This window comes from Citrobacter sp. JGM124 (assembly GCF_018257795.1).
In the GTDB taxonomy this organism is placed as follows: Bacteria; Pseudomonadota; Gammaproteobacteria; order Enterobacterales; family Enterobacteriaceae; genus JGM124.
This window is the reverse complement of record NZ_JAERJD010000022.1, coordinates 1-4,433: the sequence shown is the minus strand read 5'-3', so window position 1 is coordinate 4,433 and position 4,433 is coordinate 1. Positions and strand designations below refer to the sequence as shown.

7 protein-coding genes and 2 pseudogenes are annotated in these 4,433 nt (G+C 51.2%); 3 read left to right on the top strand and 6 right to left on the bottom strand.

Going from position 1 to position 4,433, the window contains the following annotated elements:
• Positions 1 to 204, bottom strand: a pseudogene (locus tag JK154_RS17445) (plasmid mobilization relaxosome protein MobC); the annotation flags it as partial.
• A gap of 310 nt (positions 205 to 514) precedes the next feature.
• Here JK154_RS17445 and JK154_RS17440 point away from each other — a divergent pair.
• A complete protein-coding gene (locus JK154_RS17440) occupies positions 515 to 961 on the top strand; it encodes a hypothetical protein (RefSeq protein ID WP_211993999.1) in 447 nt (148 codons plus the stop codon).
• A 20-nt stretch (positions 962 to 981) separates the two neighbouring features.
• On the opposite strand, the gene JK154_RS17435 is transcribed toward JK154_RS17440, so the two are convergent.
• Positions 982 to 1,863, bottom strand: coding sequence for a replication initiation protein (locus tag JK154_RS17435; protein WP_211993998.1), 882 nt, complete (start codon positions 1,861 to 1,863; stop codon positions 982 to 984).
• A 280-nt stretch (positions 1,864 to 2,143) separates the two neighbouring features.
• Between JK154_RS17435 and JK154_RS17430 the strand changes: the two genes are divergently transcribed.
• Both JK154_RS17430 and JK154_RS17425 read left to right on the top strand, forming a co-directional pair.
• A complete protein-coding gene (locus JK154_RS17430) occupies positions 2,144 to 2,383 on the top strand; it encodes a type II toxin-antitoxin system CcdA family antitoxin (RefSeq protein WP_211993994.1) in 240 nt (79 codons plus the stop codon).
• Positions 2,384 to 2,385: 2 nt separating this feature from the next.
• Entirely contained in the window at positions 2,386 to 2,694 is a 309-nt protein-coding gene (locus tag JK154_RS17425; protein WP_211993992.1) for a CcdB family protein, read from the top strand.
• Positions 2,695 to 2,770: 76 nt separating this feature from the next.
• Here the strand turns inward: JK154_RS17425 and JK154_RS17420 are convergent, their stop codons facing one another.
• From JK154_RS17420 to JK154_RS17410, 4 genes and pseudogenes are all read right to left on the bottom strand, one after another.
• A complete protein-coding gene (locus JK154_RS17420) occupies positions 2,771 to 3,001 on the bottom strand; it encodes an MbeD family mobilization/exclusion protein (protein ID WP_249215991.1) in 231 nt (76 codons plus the stop codon).
• Between the two features lie 69 nt (positions 3,002 to 3,070).
• Positions 3,071 to 3,556: an MbeB family mobilization protein gene (locus tag JK154_RS17775; RefSeq protein WP_249215990.1), complete on the bottom strand. Its 486-nt coding sequence runs from the start codon at positions 3,554 to 3,556 to the stop codon at positions 3,071 to 3,073.
• A gap of 46 nt (positions 3,557 to 3,602) precedes the next feature.
• Positions 3,603 to 4,025, bottom strand: a pseudogene (locus JK154_RS17770) (relaxase/mobilization nuclease domain-containing protein); the annotation flags it as partial.
• 208 nt (positions 4,026 to 4,233) lie between these two features.
• Positions 4,234 to 4,433: MobC family plasmid mobilization relaxosome protein (locus tag JK154_RS17410; RefSeq protein ID WP_211993990.1), on the bottom strand; the 200-nt coding region annotated here is incomplete at its 5' end.

Genomic DNA, 4,433 nt, shown 5'->3' with positions numbered 1-4,433 from the left:
CTGGTTGAGGTTATTGCCTATCCCGCTGACCTGTCGCAGCAGGTCGGGCGCAACCTCAGGAAGACGGCGTTTGCGTGAGGTGTGTTCACCCAGTCCAAGCTGACGTAACCATTCTGCAAGGTGTGTCCGGTCGCAGCGATCGAGAAGGCGCTGATGCTCGGTCTCGGTGAGACGGATTTTGATTTCCTTGGTTCGCTTTTCCATAGGCTCCGCTGAGAAAAAATTCGCACCACTGTGAGAATTTTTCGCAGTGGATGCCGGGGGTTTCGGGGGGCGGCGAGCCCCCTGAACCAGTCACGGTGGTACCTCGTTAGAGGGGACTCCGTGTGTACTGGCTAAAGAGATGTATTAAGTATGGAAGATAATAATCGTATGGGGAATGGTGTCTACCTGCTAAAAGAGGCTGTTATCTGATATAGGTTGTTTAGTCTCACGCGTTGGGAAAAAGAAGTTGAGGTATTGTTTAATATTAATCATTATGCAATCCATCATCCTCTCAATACCTGGTAAAAAAATGAAATTCACGTCAATTAGCGAAATCGCAAGAAAAAGATCATCTAAATCTGGCAGGGCTCCATCAGTTCAAGGTATAACCGTCTCTCAGGTCTACTATAAAGATAGAGAAAAACCTTCTAGAATCATGACAATAAGAGTTGCAGATGGTATTTTAAGCCAAGCAAGGATGAATAAAGGCGATAGGGTTGACGTTGCTTTCTCTGAGGATGGGATGACATGGAGAATAAAGCTTTTACCTCAAGATTCTACTAGTGGCTATTCAGTTTCCGCTGCTACAAAGTCGTCTACGGTGGGTGTTATTAGGTTTACTTGGTATGAAGGAATGCCTTTGCTTGGAGGGGATGAGAGCATAGTAAAGGCAAAGTCGAAGGCTGGGTTGGATGGTATAAAAACGACGCCAGCAGAAATCATATTTACTCTGGAAACGCCTCAGCTCGAGTACTGATGCTATAAAATATTTACGGGCTACTTCTTTTTCCTAAAGAAAGTAGCTCGACTGATTCCTTGTGATATCCAAGGGTTACCGAGGGATGGCCTACCACCACCTTTACTTTTACTGCCTCTTATTGCTTGAATCTCAGAAGTGTGAGTATTCGTGATATAGAGTTCAAAGGAAGATTGACTAAAATTCACATGCGTCCATTTCGCAATACTTCTCGCTATACCATTTAATTCATTTTCATCCAATGGCATAGAAAACTGTAGGTTGTAAGCACTGGCTCGTTCGTAACAGGCTTGCAGCCACTGCTCATACTCAGGCCAGCCCTGACGAATAGCACGGTAAGCCCACTTGCGGGTTTTGTCGAATAGAGTGCAGTTACGGCCTAAACCATAATCAGCGACAATTTCTTTGTCGTTCGCGGCATTCAAGTCGAGTGAGTCAGCTAACCAGTCCAGTGTGTAGAGTTCAGGCTGCCAAACGGCAATTTTCCAATGGCTGTGGTTCGGATTCTTGCAAATTAGCCCCGAATACCCCACGTCAGCGCCCAATTTTTTACGTAGCGCATTCTCCACGGCGGCGGCATATTTCAGCGGCTTTATTTTTCCGTCTGGTGCGGTACGTATCGAGGTTTCCAGCGCGTAAAGCAGGTGCGCGTGTCCGTTTTCTGGATTGGTGATGGTCAGTGTCGGCGCGGGAGCATTACGGTCGCTCCAGTCAATGGCGGCACCGACACGATCAACGTCAAATCCCAGCCAGAACATGGCGTGTGGCTGATTGAACTGGATGTATTTCGCCAGGATGGCACGTTCTTTCCCTGCGATGCGGACACCAAAGTGTAAATCATCCGAGAAGTACGGCTTGTGTGGCAAGCGGTCGTTGAAAAGTTCGAGTGCTTCGTTACGCAATGTGCCCTGCGCTTATGGCGGGCTGTTGTTTGGCACGGTTCATGTGCTAATATCCTTCTTAGGTTTCGTACCTGGCCCTGGTTATCATGTGCATCCGCCAAGATTGAGCATGATTTCCGGGGCTTTGTTTTTTCTGCTGCTTAAAGTTACACACCCCACCGAACTTTGTCACCTGCCACTGTCAGTTATTGTCCGAAGCAAGAGGCCATTACCTTTCTGGTGAGAATCGCGTACACTGAATGCACGTGCAATATACACGTGTAAAAGACAGGAGTACATCATGACAGCATCCGTCATTCGCCATAAAAAAACCGTCAGTGTGACACTCGAGCCAGCACTTTTGCGTCAGGCACGCGAAGCGGGGATAAATCTGTCTGCTACGCTAGCCACCGCCCTGAGACACGAGATACGTGAGTCTGAATCTGAGCGCTGGAAACGTGCTAATCGTAAGGCACTTCAGGAGCTCAACCGTATTACGGACGAGCATGGATTACTCTCTGACGATTACAGGACGTTCTGATTATGCAGTTCACTGTTTACCGCAATAACGGCAATAGTCGGGCTTATCCTTACCTGCTGGATGTGCAGAGCGATATTATCGGCGAACTCAAAACGCGACTGGTGATCCCCCTGTATTCTCTGAATGAGTTCAGTGGACGACCTGCCAGGCGTCTTAATCCTGTGCTGAATGTGGAGGGGGAGGATTACCTGGTCATGACTCATGAAATGGCAAGCGTGAGGCTGTCACAACTGGGGGATAAGGTGGTGAGCGTTCGGGAACACCGCGAGGCCATCAAGAACGCTCTGGATTTTCTGCTGGATGGGTTCTGATGTTACCTTTCCATCCCATTCCCGGAAGAGGCTGAACGTGTGATCTGCCGGTTCTGGGCAAGCTCCCTGTCCCGTTTTATGATTTGCGCGTCAAGCGGTTGACGGCTTCGTTTAAGCTCGTCACTTGAGCGTGCAAGCTCTCGACTTGCCTGCTCAAGTGCTGACAGGCCTGGTCGCTGCGCGCCTGCGACTGTGAGGTAGTCTCGAACATGCGTTGCAAGTTGCTGTAACTGTCCTGCCACGCCTGTTGCTGTTGTTCGTAGCTTGTCTGTAAGCTTTCTAAGGCGCTCAGAAGCTGCCTTTCCATTTCGGTCATGGTTTTGCCTGTCCTCTGTGATAAAAACGCGCTGTGGCGTTTCTGTGGGTTCTGACGGGGTTATTTCGCGGTGTACTTCATCACGGTGTTTCCGGCTGTCGATGTGTAGGTTTCGGTGCCATGGGCTTTCTTCGGCAGTACCACCAGATAGGTGTTCTTCTGCTTGTCGTCCTTGTAAATCGTCACGCCTGCGCCGCTCTGGGCTTTCAGGCTCTCCAGTTGCTGGCTGTAGCTGTCCATTTCGTTCAGGCGTGAGGTGATGACCGTTCCCTGGTACCAGATTATCCCGCCCAGTATCACTATCAGCAGCGCGGCGAACAGGAATATCCAGCCCAGGGCGCTCAGGAGGGAGTATCTGACTATGCCCGTCAGTTGGTCGTTCTGTTCGCGGATAGCGTTGCTGATGCTCTGCGAGCTTGATTTCAAGTCCTCGCTGATAGAGGTTTCCAGCCTCGCGAACTCGCGCTTCACGCTCTGCTCGGTATCCTGCGCCTGCTGCTTCGATTTCTCCTCGAAGCCCTTCGCCAAATTTAAAATCTCGCTCATAAATCATTCCTTTCAGTCGGATGTTTCTGCCGCCGTCCGGATCGGCAATGCTGATGCTGCTTTTCGTTTCTCGTGCCACGGTCAGGCCGTAGTGTTCCAGTTGGGTGACAACGTCCTGTCGGGTGCGGATCTCGCCCTGCTGCATCAGGGTCATCAGGCCTGCGGTAATTTTCTCAGCGGCCTGTTGTTTATCGCGGGGTAAGTCGCTGGCCTGGGTTAACGGGCGGCGGTAGGTCGGGTCGTTCGGGTCGCGCAGTCCCAGGCGGTCATTGGTCAGGGTCTGCCAGGCATTAACGCGTGGGCGGTCGGCGCGGTCAAAGTAGGGTTGCAGGCGTTTGCCGCTTTGTAATTCGATGTTCGGGATAACAAAGTTCAGCTCAAGCCGTCCCTTGTCGCGATGTTCTACCCAGAGACAGTTGTACTGGTCACGGTCTAATCCGGTCATGAGGGTTTGTTCAAACTCGTCCATCAGGCGGGATTTCTCAGTGTCGGCAATATCAGGTTCCTGAAAGGACAGCACACCGGAGGTATAGGTGCGGGCAAAGTCGCAGCTGTCTATCAGCTCGCATACCCGTTCAGGATCACCCCGTAATACGCTGGCCTGCTCTCGCTGGCGGTCTTTCCCCAGCAGGTAATCAACCGGGCCACTGCCAGAACCTGCTCCACGGGAATGAATTTTAACGATCACGGTGCTGCTCCAGGAGTTCACTCAGCTGACGGTCGAAGCTGTTCAGGATAGAGAGCAGTGAAACACGCTCAGAAGGTGTGAGGGAATCGGACTGATTCAGTCGGCGAGCGATCTGGTTGAGGTTATTGCCTATCCCGCTGACCTGTCGCAGCAGGTCGGGCGCAACCTCAGGAAGACGGCGTTTGCGTG